This window comes from Pseudomonas sp. I2 (assembly GCF_040984075.1).
In the GTDB taxonomy this organism is placed as follows: Bacteria; Pseudomonadota; Gammaproteobacteria; order Pseudomonadales; family Pseudomonadaceae; genus Aquipseudomonas; species Aquipseudomonas guariconensis_B.
In genome coordinates this window covers 14,503-32,657 of sequence record NZ_JBCGFQ010000006.1, presented here as the reverse complement: position 1 = coordinate 32,657, position 18,155 = coordinate 14,503, and the positions used below count along the sequence as shown (strand labels likewise).

The window sequence follows — 18,155 nt, the reverse complement described above, 5'->3', positions numbered from 1 at the left end:
TTTAGGATGCGCTGTTGAGACACCACTGAGCTGATTAGGGTAGATGTTGGGCTTTTGATCAGGAGGTTGGGTGATGGAAAGGCTTTCTCATTGGGGTGAAGTTTGGAAGGAGGATTTGTGTAGCGTCGAAGATCCTTTTCTGGCGGTTATAAATGTTCGCAGGAATTTACGAAGCAGGGGATATGTGCGGGAAATAGAAGGGGTGACAGGGCTTTTGAGGTCCTGCGGTCTTTATACTTCTCGAAGTCTGACCGGGGATGAAGTTGAAATGGCGCTTCGGCCAGTTGGGACGGGTGAATGGATGCTGTTGAAGAAAGAGCCATTTCTCTCCATTGATCCTGATAGGTATTGGTTTGCAAGGATGTGTAGGTCAAAGTCTGAGCGTGAGCGTCTTGTATCTGCTGGTTTTGTTGATAGTGGTCCCGGCAAGTGGAAAATAGTGGGCATTAGAATAAACAAGGGGGCATCGAGTGCGGCCTTTATTGCAAATTTTCTGGCGTCGCGAGGAGATGAGGGGCGAGTGTTCTTATCCTCGGGGAAGGACTACGCTAACACAACGAGAACTGTAACTCAGAAGTGGGTGGCTTTGGACAGCCAGGAGCGCGATTTTGCTCCGTCATCTGCAATTCATAGATACGGAGTGCTGCGGAAAACTATACAAGTTTATGTGGAGGCTGATGACCACTGGGATATTTCAGGGGCTTCGTGGCACTGGCGTCCGGTCATTGCAAATGAAGTTTATGAATTTAAAGGCGAGTGAGATGAAACGTGCCGATGATCAAGCTAAGGCGGTTGGTGCAATTGTTTTGGAGTTGTATGGACGCTTTTTATGTATGTTTCGTGGTGGTTGCTAGTCTCAGGCGAGGTGTAATACCATTTTTGAGTGACTTTGATGCGGCACTAACAACTATGGGGGATTGGGGAGGCGGGCTTGAGGTTTTAATATGGATGGGAGTGTTTGTGCAGCTCTCCGTTGTTGCTAGTGGCATATTGCTTTATCAAGGTCGAACGTCTGGGGTTTACTTGGCCGCTGCGCAAATGCCATTTCGTATCTTGTTCGTAGTTCCCTCTGTTTCCGTGATTCTGTTATTGCCAGGTATCAGTACCTGGCTCTGGCTGAGTCTCCTGGTTGCTTCCGAGGGGGTTAAAGGCTGGAGTCTTTGGTGGCTTTGGCGAAGCCGTAATGCCTAGCAACTGAAGTGAGAATGCTCGGGAACGCATTATCCAATGCTCTGTGCACACAAATTGTAGAGATATTTCCTACGGGGACGATCGAAAATGGATTGCTGCGCCTGAAATGATGATCGTCTTGAATGAGTGCTTTGAGTTTTTCAAGGGGATCTTTCTAATGGGTGATCTGGCTAGTGCCGGTCTCGATGTAGATAACGTCAAGACTGATGGCGCGCCATTCTTCGTGGTGTCGCCCGTGAAGCTGGGTGTGATGACATTCTTCACATTTGGCCTCTATTGGTGGTACTGCTTCTACCAAAGCTGGAGATTGCACAAGGTGCGTACAGGGGAGCGGGTGATCCCAATCTTGCGCTCGGCTTTCGGTATTTTCTTTATTTACCCCTTGTTGAGTCGAGCGAACGATTTTATACGTGAGTCGGGAGGGAGTTATCCCTGGTCAATCCTGCGGCTAACGTTGACCTACTATGCGTTGTCAATCATGACGGCTGTTGCCGGTTTTTTTCTGGATGGTCACCTGGCTACCGTCTTGGCCGTAGAGCTTATCCTTCAAATTGCTTGGATCTCTATTATGGTGGCCATGCAGAAAGGTATAAATTTCAGCGCGGGTGATGCGTCAGGTGAGTCGAATAGCCGTTTCACACTGGCCAATTGGCTCTGGATGATTCCCGGTTGCGTAATGGAGCTGGTCAAACTGTACGCTCTCTTCATGACTCCACTCATGGCTTGAAGCATGGCTACATGGCGCTCTTGATGCCAGTGTAGACGCAGTACCTACAAGCATTTGATAAAACGCAGTGCGCTTTACAAGGCCAGGCGCAATATTGAAAAGTCAGAAGCCCAGGTATGTGCGAAGGTCAAGCACCCGTTCCGGGAGATCAAGCGCCAGTTCGGTTATGTGAAGACCCGCTTTCGTGGCTTGGCCAAAAAAGGAGAGCCTAAGCTCAATGCCGGTCAGTTAAGACTTTCAGTTGTCATTTGGGGCCGCTTCGCGCCCCATCGCCGGCAAGCCGGCTCCCACACTGTTCGTGCAAACCGCATCATGTGTGTCGCCGCGGTCCCTGTGGGAGCCGGCTTGCCGGCGATGGGCTGCAAGGTAGCCCCAAAAATGACAAAGCGCCGCTTAACTGACTGACATTGAGCCTAAGCTCTCCTTCTTCCATTCAACGACCGTCAGCCAATGGTCATCAAGCTGGCGTTACCCCCCGCCGCAGCGGTGTTCACACTCACCGCCCGCTCGATCACCAAACGCTCCAGCGCAATCTGGTGATCGCCGCTGGACAGCCCATGCACACCCACGATCGCCCCGGCACGCTTGGCCACCTGCTCGCAGACGCGGCGCAGTTGGTCGGAGTCGCCGTGGTGGATGACCGCGTCGAACGCGACTTCATCCTTGTTCCAATCCGCCACCAGCTTGACCTTCGCTTGCAGCTCCTTCGGCAGGCGGGCGCGCAGGGCCTTGCCTGGCTCGCCATCGACCCACACCGCCGAGCTACCGACGGCCAGTACGGCTGCCAGTTGGGCCAGCAGATCGGCTTCGTTGTCGGCCAGGCACAGCACGTGCTCGCGCGGCAGCACGGTGTAGGTGTTGCGCTCGCCGGTCGGGCCGGGCAGCACGCGGGTGATGCCACTCTGGGACTGCTCGGCGAACTGCTCGCACAGCTCGGCCAGGCCCGTCAGCTGGCTGCTGTCGGCCCAGGTTTTGAAGGTGTGCAGCGGCTTGATCAACTGGTCGCGCAGGGCGCCGTCGATCTTGCTGTCACCGTCGGTACGCTGGAAGTGACGGGCGATGGCGTCGGCCGGGCGGGTCGACAGCAGGCGGTACAGGTACAGCGGGCCGCCGGCTTTCGGGCCGGTGCCAGACAGGCCTTCGCCACCGAACGGCTGCACGCCGACCACCGCACCGACGATGTTGCGGTTGACGTACATGTTGCCGGCGTTGACGTTGTCCACCACCTTGGCGATGGTCTCGTCGATGCGGGTGTGCACGCCCAGGGTCAGGCCGTAGCCGGAGGCGTTGATCTGCTCGATCAACTGGTCGAGGTTACGACGGTTGTAGCGCACCACATGCAGCACCGGGCCGAAGATCTCGCGCTTGAGCTCGTCGAAGCTTTCCAGTTCGATCAGGGTCGGCATGACGAAGGTGCCGCGCTTGCATTCCTCGGCATCGGCGATGGCCACCTGGTAGACCGAGCGGCCTTTCTCGCGCATGCCCTGGATGTGTTTCTCGATGCCGGCCTTGGCCTCGGCGTCGATCACCGGGCCGATGTCCACCGGCAGGCGCTCCGGATTGCCCAGGCGGTTCTGCGCCATGGCGCCCTTGAGCATCTCGATCACGCGGTCGGCGGAGTCTTCCTGCAGGCACAGCACGCGCAGCGCCGAACAGCGCTGGCCGGCGCTGTCGAAGGCCGAGGACACCACGTCGATCACCACCTGCTCGGTCAGGGCCGAGGAGTCGACGATCATGGCGTTCTGGCCGCCGGTCTCGGCGATCAGTGGGATCGGGCGGCCCTGGGCATCCAGGCGGCCTGCGATGTTGCGTTGCAGCAGGCGCGCCACCTCGGTGGAGCCGGTGAACATCACGCCCTTGACCCGCTCGTCGCCGACCAGGCCGGCGCCGACGGTCTCGCCACGGCCTGGCAGCAGCTGCAGCACGCCTTGCGGAATGCCGGCTTCCAGCAGCAGGCGCACGGCCTGGGCGGCGACCAGCGGGGTCTGCTCGGCAGGCTTGGCCAGGACCGGGTTGCCGGCGGCCAGGGCAGCGGCTACCTGGCCGGTGAAGATCGCCAGGGGGAAGTTCCACGGGCTGATGCACACCACCGGGCCCAGCGGGCGGTGGGCGTCATTGCTGAAGTCGTTGCGTGCCTGCACCGCGTAGTAGCGCAAGAAGTCCACCGCCTCGCGTACTTCGGCGATGGCGTTGGCGAAGGTCTTGCCGGCCTCGCGGATGAGCAGGCCCATCAGCGGCTGGATCTCGGCTTCCATCAGGTCGGCGGTGCGCTCGAGGATCGCAGCACGCTCGGCCGGCGGGGTGGCCTGCCAGATCGGCGCGGCATTGAGGGCGCACTGGATGGCGTTGTCGACGTCGGCGACGGTGGCTTCCTGCACATGGCCCACCACGTCGCGGTGGTCGGCCGGGTTGAGCACCGGCGCGGCAGCCTGCTCGCTGGCGGCGCAGGCCAGCAGCGGGGTGGCTTTCCAGTCGTTGTGCGCGGTGGCCAGCATGGCGCAGGACAGCGACGCCAGGCGGTGTTCGTTGGCCATGTCGATGCCGGCCGAGTTGGCCCGCTCGCTGCCGTAGAGGTCACGCGGCAGGGGGATGCGCGGGTGCGGCAGGCCGATGGCGCCTTCCTGGGTGGCCATGCGCTCGATGCTGACGACCGGGTCGGCGACCAGTTCCTGGATGGAGATCGAGTGGTCGGCGATGCGGTTGACGAACGAGGTGTTGGCGCCGTTTTCCAGCAGGCGGCGCACCAGGTAGGCCAGCAGGGTCTCATGGGTGCCGACCGGCGCGTAGACGCGGCACGGGCGGTTCAGCTTGCCTTCGGAAACCTTGCCCACCACCTGCTCGTACAGGGGCTCGCCCATGCCGTGCAGGCACTGGAACTCGTATTGGCCCGGGTAATAGTTCTGACCGGCAATGTGGTAGATGGCCGACAGGGTGTGGGCGTTGTGCGTGGCGAACTGCGGGTAGATGGCATCCGGTACCGACAGCAGCTTGCGTGCGCAGGCGATGTAGGACACGTCGGTGTACACCTTGCGGGTGTACACCGGGTAGCCTTCCAGGCCTTCGACCTGGGCGCGCTTGATCTCGCTGTCCCAGTAGGCGCCCTTGACCAGGCGGATCATCAGGCGGTGGCGGCTGCGCTTGGCCAGGTCGATGACGTAGTCGATCACGTACGGGCAGCGCTTCTGGTAGGCCTGGATGACGAAGCCGATACCGTTCCAGCCGGCCAGCGCAGGCTCGAAGCACAGGCGCTCGAGCAGGTCCAGGGACAGCTCCAGGCGGTCGGCTTCCTCGGCATCGATGTTCAGGCCGATGTCGTACTGCTTGGCCAGCAGGGTCAGCGACAGCAGGCGTGGGTACAGCTCTTCCATCACACGCTCGTACTGGGCGCGGCTGTAGCGCGGGTGCAGGGCCGACAGCTTGATGGAGATGCCCGGGCCTTCATAGATGCCACGGCCGTGGGACGCCTTGCCGATCGAGTGGATCGCCTGCTCGTAGGAAGCCAGGTACTTCTGTGCGTCGTGCTCGGTCAGTGCGGCTTCGCCGAGCATGTCGTAGGAATAGCGGAAACCCTTGGACTCGAAGCGGCTGGCATTGGCCAGGGCCTCGGCGATGGTCTCGCCGGTGACGAACTGCTCGCCCATCAGACGCATGGCCATGTCGACGCCCTTGCGGATCATCGGTTCGCCGCTCTTGCCGATGATGCGGGTGAGCGAGGAGGTCAGGCCGGATTCGTTGTGGGTGGAAACCAGCTTGCCGGTCAGCAGCAGGCCCCAGGTGGCGGCGTTGACGAACAGCGACGGGCTGTTGCCCAGGTGCGGTTGCCAGTTGCCGGTGCTGATCTTGTCGCGGATCAGGGCATCGCGGGTGCCCTTGTCGGGAATGCGCAGCAGGGCTTCGGCCAGGCACATCAGGGCCACGCCCTCCTGGGACGACAGGGAGAACTCCTGCAGCAGGCCCTGGACGATGCCGGCACGGCCGCTGGCGCTCTTCTGGTTGCGCAGCTTCTCGGCGATGCCGGAGGCCAGCTTGTTGGTGGCCTCGGCCTGGGCGGCCGACAGGCGGGCCTGCTCCAGCAGCATCGGCACCATTTCCTGTTCCGGGCGGCGGTAGGCGGCGGTGATGGCCGAGCGCAGCACCGACTGCGGCAGGATGCTCTCGGCGAACTCGAGGAAGCACTGGTGGCTGTGGTCGGGCTGGATTTCCCCGGCATCGTCGGCCGGGTGACCGGCCTGGCCGTTGAGTTCGGTCAGGGTGGCGCCACCCTCGAGCTTCTCCAGGTAGCTGAAGATCGCTTGCTTGATCAGCCAGTGCGGTGTGCGGTCGATGGACTGCGCAGCGGCTTTGAGTCGCTCACGGGTCGGGTCGTCGAGTTTGACCCCAAGGGTGGTCGTCGCCATTTCTTATTCCTCGATATTGCCACGGGTGTGGCCTAAGCTGTCGGCAAGATTAGCTGTAGGATAATTCGGGTGCAACCGGGTGCAACCCGTTTTTTTGGAGGAAAAGGTGCAACTCGTCCGGTGGTATTTCCCACATGGCGAAAAAGGTCGTTGTCGGTGCGTTTTCTTATGAAAAACGTGCCGCATGCTCCGAAAAGGAGCAAAAAAGGCACTTTTTCTGAAAAGGTGCGTCCAGGTGCAACTTGACATTGAAAAATGGTTGCACCCTGTTCGTGTTGTTGCATAGGATGCGCCGCCTGGGTGCAACCACCTTTACCGAGGCGGTTCGCAAGAGATAAAAACAAACGCCAGGGCACAACCATGGGCAATCCACTCACGATCACCTTCGTGGTCTACATCGCGGCAATGGTGCTGATCGGCTTCGTGGCCTATCGCTCCACCAAGAACCTCTCCGACTACATCCTCGGCGGCCGTAGCCTCGGCAGCGTGGTCACCGCGCTCTCCGCCGGCGCTTCCGACATGAGCGGCTGGCTGCTGATGGGCCTGCCGGGCGCCATCTACCTGTCGGGCCTCTCGGAGGCCTGGATCGCCATCGGCCTGACCATCGGCGCCTACCTGAACTGGCTGTTCGTGGCCGGCCGCCTGCGCGTGCAGACCGAGTACAACGGCGACGCCCTGACCCTGCCGGACTACTTCACCAGCCGTTTCGAAGACAAGAGCGGCCTGCTGCGGGTGATCTCGGCCGTCGTCATCCTGGTGTTCTTCACCATCTACTGCGCTTCCGGCATCGTCGCCGGCGCCCGCCTGTTCGAAAGCACCTTCGGCATGTCGTACGAGACCGCCCTGTGGGCCGGTGCCGCGGCGACCATCGCCTACACCTTCGTCGGTGGCTTCCTGGCGGTGAGCTGGACCGACACCGTGCAGGCCTCGCTGATGATCTTCGCGCTGATCCTCACCCCGATCATCGTGCTGATCTCCACTGGCGGCTTCGACACCACGTTCCTCGCCATCGAGGCGCAGAACCCGGCCAACTTCGACATGTTCCGCGGCGCCACCTTCATCGGCATCATCTCGCTGCTGGGCTGGGGCCTGGGCTACTTCGGCCAGCCGCACATCCTGGCGCGCTTCATGGCCGCCGAGTCGGTCAAGTCGATCGCCAACGCCCGCCGCATCTCCATGACCTGGATGATTCTGTGCCTGGCCGGCACCTGCGCCGTGGGCTTCTTCGGTATCGCCTACTTCTCGGCCAACCCTGGCCTGGCCGGCCCGGTCACCGAGAACCACGAGCGTGTGTTCATCGAGCTGGCGAAGATCCTGTTCAACCCATGGATCGCCGGTGTACTGCTGTCGGCCATCCTGGCGGCGGTGATGAGTACCCTGAGCTGCCAGCTGCTGGTGTGCTCCAGTGCCCTGACCGAAGACTTCTACAAGGCCTTCCTGCGCAAGAACGCTTCCCAGGTCGAGCTGGTCTGGGTCGGCCGCCTGATGGTCCTGGCCGTGGCCCTGATCGCCATCGCCCTGGCCGCCAACCCCGAGAACCGCGTGCTGGGCCTGGTGGCCTACGCCTGGGCCGGCTTCGGCGCCGCCTTCGGTCCGGTGGTGCTGATCTCTGTGCTGTGGAAGGGCATGACCCGCAACGGCGCCCTGGCCGGTATCCTGGTCGGTGCCGTGACCGTGATCGTGTGGAAGAACTATGTCGGCCTGGGTCTGTACGAAATCATCCCGGGCTTCCTGCTGGCGACCCTCGCCATCGTCGTGGTGAGCAAGCTGGGGCGTCCTTCGGCCAGCATGGTCTCGAGCTTCGAGAAGGCCGACGAGGCCTACCATATCGGCAAGTGATGTTTCGCTGACGCCTGCCTGAAGCGGCCCGCGCCTCGCCGAGACGCGGGCCGCTGTCGTTTCGGCGGGCGCGACCTGACGGCGTCGGCGCGACAAGGTAAACTTGCCGGCTTCGCAGGAGTTGCCATGAACTATCGTCACGCCTTCCACGCCGGCAACCATGCCGACGTCTTCAAGCACATCGTGCTGACCCGCCTCATCGCCCTGATGTCGCGCAAGGAGCAGCCGTTCGCCTACCTCGATACCCATGCCGGCCTGGGGCTGTACGACCTGCAGGGCGACCAGGCGACGCGCACCGGCGAATACCTCGAAGGTATCGCCCGGCTGTGGAACCGCGACGACCTGCCGGCCATCACCGCCGACTACCTGCGCATCGTCAAGCGCCTGAACGCCGACGGTGAGCTGCGCTACTACCCTGGCTCGCCAGAGCTGGCCCGGCGCTTGATGCGCCAGCAGGACCGCGCCCTGCTCAACGAGAAGCACCCCGAGGACGGGCCGCTGCTCAAGGAGAACATGAAGAAGGACCCACGGGTCGTCGTTCACCTGGGCGAGGGCTGGCACGTGCCGCGGGCCCTGCTGCCGGTGCAGGAGAAGCGCGCGATCATGCTGGTCGACCCACCATTCGAGCAGCCCGACGAGCTCAAGCGCTGCACCGTGGCGATGAAGGAGGCGATCGGGCGCATGCGCCAGACCGTCGCCGCGATCTGGTACCCGATCAAGGACCAGCGCTCGCTGACCCGCTTCTACCAGGACCTGACCAGCACCGGTGCGCCCAAGCTGCTGCGCGCAGAGCTGTACGTGCACCACCAGGACAGCCCGCAGGGGCTCAATGGCTCGGGCCTGGCCATCGCCAACCCGCCTTGGGGGCTGGAAGAGGAACTGCGCGAGTTGCTGCCTTGGCTGGCCAAGGAGCTGGCGCAGACGGCGGGTAGCTGGCGGATGGACTGGTTGATCGCGGAGTAGCCTGTAGACCTCTTTGGGGCGCGAAGCGGCCCCGGCATTGGTGCAGGCCCGCAATCGAAGGCGCAGCCCTCGCAGAGGCATCCGCACACAGCGCTTTGCGTTATAATCCCGCTCTTTAGTCGCCGTCCGCCCGCGAGCCGGCGGCGCATTTCTACCGAATGAAGAGGCTAGACCCTTGGCATTGACGATTCTTGGCCTGTCCGGCGCCCTTAGCCATGACCCTTCCGCGGCCCTGTACATCGACGGCAAGCTGGTTGCCGCCGCCGAAGAAGAGCGCTTCGTGCGTGACAAGCATGCGAAGAACCGCATGCCCTACGAGTCGGCGAAGTTCTGCCTGGAGCAGGCCGGCATCAAGCCGTCCGACGTCGACGTGGTGGCCATTCCGTTCGCCCCGATCAGCCTGTTCGGCAAGGCCCGTTGGCACTACGCCAAGCGCTACTGGTACGCCCCTGACCGCGCACTCGATGCGATCCTGATGGGCAATCGCCGCTACAAGCGCTACCGCAAGAAGATCGTCTGGTGTCTGGAGCAACTGGGCTTCGATCCGAAAAAGATCAAGATCGAGCCGGTCGAGCACCACCTGGCCCACGCTTCCAGCGCCTATCACTGCTCGGGCTTCCAGGAAAAGACCGCGATCCTCGGCATCGACGGCAAGGGCGAGTACGCCACCACCTTCTTCGGCTACGGTGAAAACGGCCGTATCCACAAGATCAAGGAATTCTACGACCCGGACTCGCTCGGTGGCCTGTACGGCGCGATCACCGAGTTCCTCGGCTTCGAGATGCTCGACGGCGAGTTCAAGGTCATGGGCATGGCCCCGTACGGCGATGCCAGCAAGTACGACTTCTCCCGCCTGGCCAGCTTCGAGAACGGCGAACTGGTGATCAACACCGAATACGCCAACGTCATCGGCCTGCGTCGCTATAAAGAGAAGGGCAAGGGCTTCTACTTCTCGCCCAAGCTCATCGAATGGCTTGGCCCCAAGCGCGAGGGCGACATCGCCGACGAGCCGTACATCCACTATGCGGCGAGCATGCAGGCGCTGTTCGAGAAGCTGGCCCTGCAGATGATCGACCATTACCTGGGCGATATCCTCAAGCAGACCGGCAAGCTGGCCTTCGCCGGCGGCTGTGCGCTGAACGTCAAGCTGAACCAGAAGATCATCGCCCGCCCGGACGTCAAGGAGCTGTTCGTCCAGCCTGCCTCCGGTGACGCCGGTACCGCGGTCGGTGCGGCGGCCTATGTGTCCCATGCCCGTGGCGTGCCGGTCGAGAAGATGGAGCACGTCTACCTCGGTCCTTCGTATTCCAACGAAGACGTGATCGCCGCCTGCGCCCGCCACCCAAGCGCGCCGAAGTGGCGCAAGATCGACGACATGCCCCAGCGCATCGCCAAGATCATGGTCGATGGCAACCCGGTGGCCTGGTTCCAGGGCCGCATGGAGTTCGGCCCGCGTGCCCTGGGCGGCCGCTCGATCATCGGTTGCCCGAGCGTGCCGGGCGTGGCCGACCGGATCAACGAGCAGATCAAGTTCCGCGAGCGCTGGAGACCATTCTGCCCGTCGATGCTCGACACCGTCGCACCGCAGATGATCAAGGTCGACCATCCGGCACCGTTCATGACGTTCACCTTCGAAGTCGCCGAGGAGTGGAAGACCCGTGTCCCGGAAGTGGTCCACGAGGACGGCACGTCGCGCGCCCAGGTGCTCAAGCGGGAGTACAACCCGCGCTACTACGACATGATGAAGGCCCTCGAAGACCTGACCGGCAACGGCGTGTCGCTGAACACCTCGCTCAACCGTCGTGGCGAACCCATGATCTGCTCGCCGACCGATGCCTTGAACATGTTCTTCGGCTCGGACCTGCAGTACCTGATCATGGAAGACATCCTGGTGGTCAAGGATGGCGCGGCGCCTTATGACCAACCGCTCTGAACAGCGCATCCTGCAGTTCTGCCATGGCTATGACGGGCCTTTCCTCGATTGCGCCCGTCAATACGCCAGTCTGTTCCAGGGCACGGGCTACCGGGTCACCACGGTCTTTCTCACTGGCAAGGCCGACCCACGGGTAGCCGCCGGCTGCGCGTCCGACGAGGTCTTGTTCCTGGCGTTCAGTTCCAAGGCTGTACGCGGGCTGAAGCTGGGTGCCATCCAGGCGCTGCGCAAGATCGCTGCCGAGCGCAACTTCAGCTTCTGCATCGCCCACCGCTTCAAGCCCATCTACGTGACGCTGCTGGCCACCGGCCTGCCGGTGATCGGCGTGCACCATGCCTTCGGCGACTACGCACGCGGCGGGCGGCGGCTGTTCGCCAACCTCTTTCGCAAACGCCTGAGCCTGCTCGGGGTCTCGGACGCGGTGCGCGACGACATGCGTCGCTGCCTGCCCACGTGGCCCGCCGAGCGTATCCAGACCTTGTACAACCGCATCGACGTCGAGGCCCTGCAGGCTGCCCTCGTGCCGCGTGACGAGGCGCGCCGTGCGTTGGGCCTCGACCCGCAGGCCTGGATCGTCGGCAACGTCGGTCGCCTGCACCCTGACAAGGACCAGGCCACCCTGCTGCGTGGCTTCGCCGAGGCGCTGCCGGGCCTGCCGGCCAGCGCCCGCCTGGTGCTGCTGGGCCAAGGCCGCCTGGAAGACAAACTCAAGGCCCAGGCCGCGGCACTGGGGATCGCCGGGCAGGTGGACTTCCTCGGCCAGGTGGCCGATGCCCGCCGTTATTTCCAGGCGTTCGATGTGTTCGCCCTGAGCTCCGACCACGAGCCGTTCGGCATGGTCCTGCTGGAGGCCATGGTTGCTGGAGTCCCGCTGCTGGCCACGGCCTGCGGTGGTGCCCGCGAGGTGGTCGAGGGCGTGGGCGTGCTGTTCCCCTTGGGCGATGCCGGGCAGTTGGCCCAGGGCCTGCAGCACCTGGCAGGGCTGGACGAGGCACAGCGCCAGGCGTGCGCCGAGCACATGCTGCAACGCCTGCGCGAGCGCTTCAGCGACCAGGCCGTGCGCGAGGCATTCTGGCAGCTTGCGCAGGTGCGCGCGTTGGTGGCGCAGGCGTGATGCTCAATCATATCCAGGCCTTTCGCGAACGCGGCTGGCAGGCCATCGACCCAGCAGACTATGCCGCCGCCTGGCAGCGTTTCGGCGGCAGCGTGGCGACGCACCCCCTGGTGGTCGAGCAACTGGCCGACCTGGCGCAAATCCCGGTGCGCTACCTGGGCTGGCGACAGGATGGCGAGCTCAAGGCCGCCATTCCTACCTGGGGACGCCACCTGGCGCTGTCCAAGGACGTGCTCAAGCGCATGGGCAAGAAGGGGCTGTTCGACCTGGGCAATGCGGAGATCATCCTGCCGGCCGCCGCCGACGCCGGTGCGCCGCTGCGGCACGCCGGGCGCTACCTGTCCGAGCTGAACCAGGGGCGTTTCACCGGCCTCAAGGCGCAGCCCGAGCAGTTGGCCATGGCCCGCCCCCACGAAGACCTGTCGAAGAAGTTCCGCTACAACCAGCGTCGCGAGCTGCGCCTGCTGGAAGAGGCGGGCGGCCAGGTGCGACCGATCGGCGACTTCAGCGCCGCGCAGCTCGCCGCCATGTACTGCGACCTGTTCCAGCGACGCTGGGGCTTTCCGGCCACTGGCGCTGCGCGCATGGCTGAGGTGCTGGAGCGTTTGCGCGAGCTGATGATCGGTTCGGTGCTGTTGCTCGAAGGCGCACCCATCGCCATCCAGCTGGTGTACCGGGTCGAGGCGCCGGAATGGATCAGCGTCGAGTACGTCAATGGCGGCGTCGACCCTGAAACCAAGGCCTTCAGCCCCGGCAGCGTACTGAGCTTCCTCAATACCCAGGCCGCCTGGGAGGATGCCCGCGCCCGCAACAAGCCGCTGCGGTTCTCGTTCGGTCGTGCCGACCGCGAGTACAAGGACCGCTGGTGCAACCCTGTGCCGGTGTTCCAGGCATGAGCCGCAAGCAGGCGCTGCTCAGGCGCCACCGGCGCAACAAGCGCTTCGGCCTGCTGGCGGGCCTGGTCCTGCTGGTCGTGCTCGGGGTCGCCACGTACTGGTGGCTGCCGCTGGTACTGCTGCCGCTGATCTGGGTGGCCCACGAGGCCTGGTTCGCCGATCACCTGTTCTATTCCCCGGCCGAGGACTACGAGTACCGCTTCGGCGAGCAGACCCGCGAGGCGTCCGCGACCCTGCGCGATGGCCTGCTCGAGGTAGATGCCGTGCTGGATGGGGACGAGACGCTGGTCCTCGAGGTCCGGGTGAAGAGCACCTGGCTGGGCCGCCTGCTCGATCCGCAGGTCGAACTGCTTGCAGAGGGGCAGGGTGACCGGCAGACGTTCGAACGCGGGGTCGAGGGTGTGCGCTTTCTCAACCTGACCGGCCTGGCGGCCCCCCTGATGGCGGGCACCCTGCGGCTGCGGGGACGGCACTGCCGGCTGGTGGGGGCGCCACGGTTGTGGATTGCACCGGGTGTCGAGCTGCGCCAACGCCGAGTCATGGTCATCGCCCCCCATGCCGACGATGCCGAGCTGGCCGCCTACGGGTTGTACAGCCAGGCCGACGAAGCCTGGGTGGTGACCTTGACCGCCGGTGAAATCGAAGCCGAGCATTACCAGCGGATGGGCATGGCCAAGGCCGAGGCTGCACGGCTGAAAGGGCGCCTGCGGGCCTGGGACAGCATCGCCGTGCCACGCTGGGCGGGCGTGCCCGAGTCGCGCTGCGTGCAACTGGGTTACTTCTGCCTGCAACTGCCGGCCATGCAGGCGGCGCCCGACCAGCCCGTGGACTCGCGTGAGGCTGACATGGCCGATATTCGCCCATTCCGCCGTTTCAATCCGTTTGCGCTGCCAGCCGATGCCGACGGTGCGCCGACCTGGAACAACCTGTTGGCCGACCTACGCGTCCTGCTGGAGCGGGCCAGGCCGCAGGTACTGGTCATGCCCCATCCGCAGCTCGACCCGCACCCCGACCACCTGTGTGCCCGGGCGGCGGTGCTCGAGGCCTTGCAGGGCTTGGCCTGGCAACCGGAAACCGTACTCTGCTACGCCAACCACCTGCATGACAACGACCGCTGGCCCATGGGCGACAGCGGCGATGGCGTGGCGTTGCCGCCGCAACTGCATGCCGACCAGGCCTGGGCCCCCTGCAGCCTGGTCCTGGACGTGCCGACCCAGCGCGACAAGGCCATGGCCTTGGGCATGATGCACGACCTGCAGCCGCCCGCACCGTTCAAGCGTCGCGTGCGCCGGGCCTTGCAGCGCTGGTTGGCAGGGCGCCGCCCATCGCCGTACGGGGAGAACGAGTTCTTCCGCAAGGCGGTGCGCCGGCACGAATTGTTCTGGCGCCGAGACTCCTGAGTGCCACCTATGATTGAGCGTCTGACGCAAAGAGCCCAAGGAAAGCCATGAAAGTCCTATTTCTGGTGCAGAAAGAACAGCGGGCAATCCTCGACCGGCTGTACGATGGCGTCGCGGCGAACTGCGATTGCGACCTGCGCTGGCTGAGCAGCGAGGACCAGCGCAACCTGCGCCGTTATTTCCGGCGCGAGGTGGATGTCTCGCGCTACGACCGCATCGTCTTCTTCCTGCGCTTCAAGCAGGAGATGCGCCAGGCCGGCTTCATCCGCACGGTGCCGAACCTGGTGATCCTCGAGCATGACGCCTACCAGAACTACATCCCTTGCAAATACACCGGCAAGTTCAGCGCGCATTACCGCAAGCTGCCCTGGGCGCGGGTGATCAGTTCCGGCTACCGTGTCAGCGAGCGCCTGCGCGAGGAGGGCTTCGACGCGGTGTTCGTGCCCAAGGGCTACGATGAGCAACTGCTCAGCGACCAGGGGCGTGAACGCGATATCGAACTGGCGTTCGTCGGCAGTACCAAGAGCGTGGCCTACAGTGGGCGCAAGGCGTTGCTGGACGAACTGGGGCGGGTGGAGAACCTGGTGGTGACCCGCACCAACTCGGGTGAGGACTACTGCAACACCCTCAACCGCATCCGCTTCTTCGTCAGTGCCGATGTCGGCATGGGCGAATACATGATCAAGAACTTCGAAGCGATGGCGTGCGGCTGTGTCTTGCTGGCGTTCGACCAGGGCGAGGAGGAGAATCGCGCCCTGGGCTTGCAGGACATGCACAACGTGGTGCTGTACGACAGCATCCCTGTATTGCAGGAGAAGCTCCGGCTTTTACGGGCAGACCCTGCGTTGACCGAGCGAATCGCCGCGAATGGACGCGAGCTGGCGGTTTCGCGTTTCAGCTTTGCCCAGGTTGGGCGTAGCATCGTCGAACACATGACCCCTCCATTGAGGCCACACCCGCCGCTGACGGGATGGCAGCGCCTGCGCCTGAGGCTTGGGCTGTGAGTGACGAATCGCAGGTCCCGGGGGTTGGGCATCAACAATTCAAGACCGTAAGGTGGAGGGAGCCCCGTGCGCTTCTCGGAAAACAGTGACATTACCCTGGTGGTGACCAGTTGCGGGCGCTTCGACCTGCTCAAGGAAACCCTGGAGAGTTTCGACCGCTACAACACGGCGCCCATACGCGAAGTCTTCATTACCGAGGACTCCGGCGACGATGCCGTGCACGACGCGGTGCCCGCGCACTGGAAGGATCACTGCACGGTGTTCGTCAACCGGCCGAAGCTGGGCCAACTGGCCTCGATCGACCTGGCCTATGGCCGGGTCAAGACGCCCTACATCTTTCACTGCGAGGATGACTGGCGGTTCTACCGGCAGGGCTTCGTCGAGGACTCACGGGCCATCCTGGAAGCGAGCCCGGACGTGCTGCAGGTCTGGTTGCGCAGCCATGCCCATGACCTGGCGATCCACAGCCCCTACATCCACCTCGGCGATCGCCAGGTGATCGCCGGCGTACCCTGCTACCCGCTGCTCTCGGACAAGGCCGAGTGGCAAGCCTTCTCGCTCAATCCAGGCCTGCGCAGGCTGAGCGATTACCAGCGTTGTGCGCCTTTCGCTGATTATGCCGGTGAAAAAGCGCTGTCGCGGCGCTACGCTGAATTGAACCTGACCGCCATCACCCTGGAGGGTGACGCGGTGCTGCACACGGGCTTTGGTAGCCACGTGACCGTCCCCGAGGAGGTCCAGCGCAAGGCCAAGCGACGACAGCGCGACCGGGTCAGGCTGGCAGCGGTATTGGTGGCAGGGGTCTTGATTGGTACGGGAATCGGTTTTCTTGTTCACTGAATCTGCTGGCCTGGCAGATAGCCTGCCAGGTGCAAGGGAGCTATTCCGATGAACATCGTCAACGTGATGTGGTCGGGCGGAGCTCCGTATATCTCCGTGCATGAGGTCCACCGGCAAATGCTCAAGCACGCCGGTGACGATGCCCGCATCAGCAACTGGTTGCTGCTTGGCGATGGCCTGTGCTGCGGCCTCGGCACCACGCGTGAGTGGCACATGCCACAGCGCGCGCTCAAGGGACGGTACTTCTGGCGGCTGTTGCGGCCGTGGCTGCGCCTGCGTCTGCGCAAGGCATTGGAGCAGGCCGAGGCCGACGTGCTGTTGCTCGATGGCCTGGGCGTCGCCCGTCTGGTACTGCCGTTGTTGCGCCATCTGCCGAATGTACGGGCGACGGTGCTGTTCCATGGCTCGACCCGCCTGCGCCGCCGGGATATCCGTTTGCTGTGTGACGTGGGTGTCGAGCGCCTGAGCGTCGCCGCGGTGTCCCGCACGCTCGCCCGGGAGCTGGAACAGACCCTTGGGTGTCCAGTGCAGACCCTGCGTATCGCGCTCGACCCCCGGGCGTTCGCCGACGGGTTGCTCGATCAGGCGTCGGCCCGGCGCTCCCTGGCCTTGCCCGCAAACCCTGGTCGCCTGTTCGGTGCGGTGGGGCGGTTGGTCGAGAGCAAGGGTTTCGAGATGCTGATCGAAGCATTCGCCAAGGCGCGGGCGCAGCAACCGGACATCCAGTTGGCGATTCTCGGCGAGGGTGAACTGAAAGCGCACCTGGTGGCACGCAGCGAGGCGCTGGGGCTGGGGGGGAGCGTGTGGTTCTGCGGCTACCGCCCGGACATGTCGCAGTTGTACCGGGCCTTCGACTGGCTGCTCGTGCCCTCACGGTCAGAGGGCCTGGGGCTCGTGCTACAGGAAGCCGTGCTGGCCGACGTGCCGGTGTTGTGCAGCGACCTGCCGGTATTTCGCGAGCAATTGGGCGAGGCGGGCTATTACCTGCCGATCGGCGACGAAGCCGCCTGGACTGCGGCGATCGAGCGCTGCGTCACGCTCGACGCCAGCGACACGGCCGGCCAGCAACGCCAGGCCCTGGCGCCGGAGCTGGCCTGGCAGGCATTTCGCCAGGGTTCGGCCAACTTGCTGCGCCGCTGAGGTTCAGCGCCCGAGCAGGGCCGCCTGGAAGTCGGCGAGGGGGAAGCGGTCGGCGAGTTTCTCCCGCTCGATATAGCTGGCCAGGTGCTGCACGTTACGCCGTACCATGCGCGCCGACAGCGGTGGGCGCAGGAAACGCATGTCCGCCACGTCGATCAGGCCCAAGCGCTGCTCGGGGGTGACGACCACGTTGCCCAGGTGCAGCGAGCGAAAGTAGATCCCTGAACGGTGCAAGCGGCGGACCAGTTCGATCAACTGGGGCAGGTACTCGTCCCAGCTGAAACCCTCTTGGCGCGACAACTGCAGCAGCGTCTCGCCCGGCAGCGGGCGGTAGAGCACGGCCGTGCGCCCAGGCATTGGCAGCTTGTACTGGCTGATCACCTCGAGCGTTGGAATGCCCAGCTGGGCCAGGCGCCTGGCGTTGTCGACGAAGCGCTGCGAGTACGGGCGTAGCAGCGCAGATGAAATCAGGCGCTTGCGACGAAAAACCTTCAGGATATTTCCATCGCCGAGCAGGTAGACTTTAGCGCCATAGCTATCTGCCTCTAGAACCTTGGCGCCGAGTGTCAGCTGATCGAAGTCGACTTGGGAGAGCCGGGAGCATTGCATGGATAGGGCCTTGTCGTCTTGCAAGCGAAAATGACCGGCCATAATGCCGAATTTGAAGCTGTAGCACCATGATGGTGTCTTGTTGATCTACCGGGGGGAATG

General features: G+C 63.7%; 13 protein-coding genes and 1 pseudogene. 12 read left to right on the top strand and 2 right to left on the bottom strand.

From position 1 onward, the window contains the following. Positions 1–73 precede the first annotated feature (73 nt). The 3 genes and pseudogenes from WCE05_RS04785 to WCE05_RS04775 all read left to right on the top strand — a co-directional run. Entirely contained in the window at positions 74–760 is a 687-nt protein-coding gene (locus WCE05_RS04785; RefSeq protein WP_368815519.1) for a hypothetical protein, read from the top strand. A gap of 537 nt (positions 761–1,297) precedes the next feature. Next, positions 1,298–1,918: a hypothetical protein gene (locus WCE05_RS04780; protein ID WP_225788899.1), complete on the top strand. Its 621-nt coding sequence runs from the start codon at positions 1,298–1,300 to the stop codon at positions 1,916–1,918. Positions 1,919–1,951: 33 nt separating this feature from the next. Then, positions 1,952–2,116: pseudogene (locus WCE05_RS04775) on the top strand (IS5/IS1182 family transposase); the annotation flags it as partial. 245 nt (positions 2,117–2,361) lie between these two features. Here the strand turns inward: WCE05_RS04775 and putA are convergent. After that, a complete protein-coding gene (putA, locus tag WCE05_RS04770) occupies positions 2,362–6,315 on the bottom strand; it encodes a trifunctional transcriptional regulator/proline dehydrogenase/L-glutamate gamma-semialdehyde dehydrogenase (protein WP_253167880.1) in 3,954 nt (1,317 codons plus the stop codon). A gap of 360 nt (positions 6,316–6,675) precedes the next feature. Between putA and putP the strand changes: the two genes are divergently transcribed. The 9 genes from putP (at position 6,676) to WCE05_RS04725 (ending at position 17,444) form a co-directional block, all read left to right on the top strand. Continuing rightward, positions 6,676–8,154 carry a sodium/proline symporter PutP gene (gene putP, locus WCE05_RS04765; RefSeq protein WP_225788901.1) on the top strand — a complete coding sequence of 493 codons (1,479 nt, stop codon included), beginning with the start codon at positions 6,676–6,678 and terminating at the stop codon, positions 8,152–8,154. Positions 8,155–8,280: 126 nt separating this feature from the next. Then, positions 8,281–9,117, top strand: a complete 837-nt coding sequence (locus WCE05_RS04760; RefSeq protein ID WP_253103072.1) for a 23S rRNA (adenine(2030)-N(6))-methyltransferase RlmJ — start codon at positions 8,281–8,283, stop codon at positions 9,115–9,117. A gap of 175 nt (positions 9,118–9,292) precedes the next feature. Beyond that, positions 9,293–11,050, top strand: coding sequence for a carbamoyltransferase (locus WCE05_RS04755; protein ID WP_225788903.1), 1,758 nt, complete (start codon positions 9,293–9,295; stop codon positions 11,048–11,050). After that, entirely contained in the window at positions 11,034–12,164 is a 1,131-nt protein-coding gene (locus WCE05_RS04750) for a glycosyltransferase (protein ID WP_253167881.1), read from the top strand. The genes WCE05_RS04755 and WCE05_RS04750 overlap by 17 nt, the downstream gene beginning before the upstream one ends. Continuing rightward, positions 12,164–13,060, top strand: a complete 897-nt coding sequence (locus tag WCE05_RS04745) for an antimicrobial resistance protein Mig-14 (RefSeq protein ID WP_225788905.1) — start codon at positions 12,164–12,166, stop codon at positions 13,058–13,060. The genes WCE05_RS04750 and WCE05_RS04745 overlap by 1 nt, the downstream gene beginning before the upstream one ends. Further along, complete coding sequence (locus WCE05_RS04740; RefSeq protein ID WP_253081688.1) at positions 13,057–14,460, top strand: PIG-L deacetylase family protein; 1,404 nt, start codon at positions 13,057–13,059, stop codon at positions 14,458–14,460. Before WCE05_RS04745 ends, WCE05_RS04740 begins: the two co-directional genes overlap by 4 nt. 47 nt (positions 14,461–14,507) lie before the next feature. After that, positions 14,508–15,464: a glycosyltransferase gene (locus WCE05_RS04735; RefSeq protein ID WP_253081689.1), complete on the top strand. Its 957-nt coding sequence runs from the start codon at positions 14,508–14,510 to the stop codon at positions 15,462–15,464. Positions 15,465–15,530: 66 nt separating this feature from the next. After that, a complete protein-coding gene (locus WCE05_RS04730) occupies positions 15,531–16,304 on the top strand; it encodes a glycosyltransferase family 2 protein (protein ID WP_225788908.1) in 774 nt (257 codons plus the stop codon). A gap of 48 nt (positions 16,305–16,352) precedes the next feature. Then, positions 16,353–17,444, top strand: a complete 1,092-nt coding sequence (locus tag WCE05_RS04725) for a glycosyltransferase (RefSeq protein ID WP_225788909.1) — start codon at positions 16,353–16,355, stop codon at positions 17,442–17,444. Positions 17,445–17,447: 3 nt separating this feature from the next. Here the strand turns inward: WCE05_RS04725 and WCE05_RS04720 are convergent, their stop codons facing one another. Then, positions 17,448–18,053, bottom strand: a complete 606-nt coding sequence (locus WCE05_RS04720) for a toluene tolerance protein (RefSeq protein ID WP_225788910.1) — start codon at positions 18,051–18,053, stop codon at positions 17,448–17,450. Between the last annotated feature and the right edge of the window lie 102 nt (positions 18,054–18,155).